This window comes from Actinoplanes sp. NPDC019969 (genome assembly GCF_055562375.1).
Window position 1 is genome coordinate 1 of sequence record NZ_JBVHFK010000036.1, and the last position, 3,678, is coordinate 3,678.

Below are 3,678 nucleotides of genomic sequence, written 5' to 3' on the forward strand. Positions count from 1 at the left end.
CGCCGTACCCAGATCCCGCACCAGCGGCGCCAGCGACCAGCCGTCCCCGGCGATGTGATGCAGCAGCAGCAACAGCACGTGCTCCCGCGGGCCGAGGCGGTACAGCCAGCAGCGCAGCGGGGTCTCGGCGGCCAGGTCGAAGGTGGACGAGCCGGCCGCGCGCAGTTGGTCCGGCAGGCGCCGCTCGTCGGTGGGGATCAACGGCAGCTCCGGCACGTCAGGCGCCACGATCCGCTGGTACGGCCGGCCCTCCTCGGCCGGGTAGCAGGTGCGCAACGCCTCGTGCCGGGCGACCACGTCACCCAGGGCCAGGCGCATCGCCTCGTGGTTCAGCGGCCCGTGCAGGCGCAGCGGCATCGGGATGTTGTAGGTGGCGCTGGGGCCCTCCAGCTCGTCGAGGAACCACAGCCGCTGCTGGGCGAAGGAGAGCGGAACCCGGTCCGGGCGGGCGGCGGCGGCCAGCGGCGGGCGGCCGGACCGGGCGTCGCGCAGGGCGCCGGCCAGCCCGGCCGGGGTCGGTGTCTCGAACAGGTCGCGCACCGCCAGTTCCACGCCGAGGCGCTCGCGCACCGCGCTGACCACGCGGGTGGCCAGCAGGGAGTGGCCGCCGAGGGCGAAGAAGTCGTCGTCGGCGCCGACCGGGGAACAGCCGAGGATGCGGGCGAAGATCTCGCACAGCGCGGTCTCCTCGGCGTCGCGCGGCGCGCGGCCGGCGGCGGCGGGCCGCACCTGGCCGGGCACCGGCAGCGCGGCCCGGTCCACCTTGCCGTTCGGGGTCAGCGGCAGCGCGTCGAGCACCACGATCGAGGTGGGCAGCAGTGCGGTGGGCAGCCATTCCGACAGCCGGGCGCGGATGGCGGCGGGCAGGCCGTCGCCGGCCGGCGGGGTGGCCGGCACGTTGGTACGAGGGCCGTCCGGGCCGGGCCGGCACAGCCCGGTCAGCGGGCCGGGCCGGTCGGTGAACACGGCGTCGAGGTGGGTGGTCCCGGCCCAGGTCACGGCGGTCCGGTAGCCGAGGCCGGCGCCGAGCGCGTACAGCCGCTCGGGGTCGACGCCGGGACCGGTCTCCGGGGTCTCGCCGGTGAGGCGGCCGTTGGGCACGTCACGGACCCGCAGCACGGCGGGCCGGTCCGCGAGCGCGGCCCGCAGTTCGTCCTCGCCCTCCCAGGTCACGGCGGGGGCGTCCGCGGCCTGCACGACGCCGGTCGCCTGCTTGTGCAGCACCACGTGATAGCGGTAGCGGGTCAGCTCGTTGCCGGCGGCGCCGCGCTGGATCTGGATGTCGACCGCGGTCAGCTCCGGGCGGCCGGCGGCGAGGTCGTGGAACCAGTCGGGATCGACGAGCAGTTCCCGCTCGGGCGGCGGCGGGGCGCCGCGCCGGGCCTGGATCGCGGCGCGCAGCATCGGCAGCAGGCGCGGGTTGCGTACGTCGCCCACCAGGATCCGGCCGCCGGGCGCGAGCCGGGCCAGCGCCATGTCCAGCACCCGGGTCAGGTAGTCGCCGTTCGGGAAGTACTGCACCACCGAGTTGACGATCACCAGGTCGAAGTCGCCGGGCAGGCCGGCGTCGTCGTCGGCGGCCTGGGCGCGCAGGTGGACCACGCCGTCGAGCTCGGGGCGGCCGGCCGTCACCCGGGTGAGGGCCTCGATGACGCGGGGCGAGAGGTCCGTACCCCAGTAGCTCTCGCAGTGCGGGGCCACCTGGGACATGATCAGGCCGGTGCCGACACCCAGTTCCAGGACGCGGCGCGGGCGCTGTTCCAGGGCCCGGTCGACGACCGCCTGCCGCCACTCGCGCATCTCGCCGAGCGGGATCGGCTCGCCGGTGTAGCTGGAGTTCCAGCCGTCGAACTCCTCGCCGAACTCGGTGGAGCCGGCGTCGGCGTACACGTCGTCATAGGTGCGGCGCCACTCGTCGACCCGCTCCGCCTCGGTGGCGGCCGTCTCCGGCCCGGCAGCGTCCGGGGCGGGTACGACGTACCCGATCAGTTCGCCGTCGTGGACCGCGGCGGCGCTCTGCGCCACCTCGGGGCACGCCGACAGCGCGGCCGCGACCTCGCCGAGCTCCACCCGGTGACCACGGATCTTGACCTGTTCGTCGACCCGCCCGGCGAACTCCATGGCGCCGTCCGGGCGCAGGCGGGCCAGGTCGCCGGAACGGTACATGCGGGCGCCCGGCGGACCGTACGGGTCGGCCACGAACCGCTGCCCGGTGAGCGCGTGCCGGCCCAGGTAGCCGCGGGCCAGGCCGTCGCCGGCCAGGTACAGCTCGCCGGTGACACCGGCGGGCACCGGGCGCAGCCGCTCGTCGAGCAGGTACACCCGGGCGCCGGCGACGGGTGCTCCCAGCGGCGGGACGACCGTGCCGGACAGCGGCTCACTCATCGTGGCGCACACCGTCGTCTCGGTCGGCCCGTACGCGTTGATCATGATCCGGTCGCGGGACCACTCGGCGACCAGGCCGGGCGGGCACGCCTCACCGGCGACGACCAGGACACCACCGGCCGGCCAGCGCGCGGCGTCGAGCACCGGCAGGACGGCCGGCGGCAGGGTGGCGTGGGTGACCCCGTTCTCGGTGACCAGCCGGTGCAGCGTCTCGCCCGGCATCAGGTGCTCGGCCGGAGCCAGCACCAGCGTCCCGCCGGTGAGCAGGGCCATGCTGAACTCCCAGTACGCCGCGTCGAAGCTCGGCGAGGCGAACTGCAGGACACGGCTGCCCGGCCCGGCGCCGAGCCGGTCGCGCTGGGTCTCGGCGAGCGCGACCGCACCGGCGTGGGACACCACGACACCCTTGGGGCGGCCGGTCGAGCCGGAGGTGTAGATGACGTAGGCGGCGCTCTCCGGCGCCACCGGCCCGAGCGGCGGCCCGGCGGCCGGCCGGTCCACCGGCAGATCCACGGCGAGCACCGGAGCGCCGCCGAAACGGCCGCTCAGCGCGTCGTGGGTGAGCACCAGCGCGGGGCGGGCGTCGCCGAGCATGTACGCGATCCGGTCGGCCGGGTACTGCGGGTCGACCGGCAGGTACGCGGCGCCGGCGCGCAGCACGGCCAGCTGTGCCACGACCAGGTCGAAGCCCCGGGGCAGGGAGATCGCCACCAGATCCTCGGCGCCGATGCCCCGGGCCGCCAGCTCACGGGCGAGCCGGTCGGAGCGCTCGTCGAGGGCGGCGTACGTCAGGGTGCGGCCCTCGCAGACCACCGCGGCGGCGTCCGGCCGTGCCGCCACCTGCTGCGCGAACAGGGCCGGCACGGTCCGGGCGGGCGCGGCCGGCACACCGATCAGCACGCCCTCGCCGGGCAGCAGGACGTCGTGCCGGCTGACCGGAGCGGCGGTGTCGGCGGCACAGGCCGCCAGCAGGGTCCGCAGGCGGGCGCCGAACGCGGCGACGGTGGCCCGGTCGAACAGGTCGGTGTCGAACTCGAAGTCGCCCTCGATGCCGTGCGCCTGACCGTCCGCGCCGCGGCGCTCCCGCACCGCCAGGGCCAGGTCGAACTTCGCGAAGGTCACCTCCACCGGCTCGGGGGTCACGTCCAGGCCGGCGAACTCCGGGGCGCCGCCGGGCATGTTCTGCACGACGAGCAGGACCTGGAACAGCGGGTTGCGTGACAGCGAACGCTCCGGCGCCAGCCGCTCCACCAACCGCTCGAACGGCAGATCCTGGTTCGCGTACGCCGCCAG

Annotated in this window: 1 protein-coding gene; it reads right to left on the reverse strand. The window is 75.9% G+C overall.

Annotation, left to right across the window (positions count from 1 at the left end; all coding sequences use genetic code 11):
- On the reverse strand, window positions 1–3,678 hold a 3,678-nt coding region (locus ACZ3II_RS43475; RefSeq protein ID WP_465526767.1), incomplete at both ends, for a non-ribosomal peptide synthetase.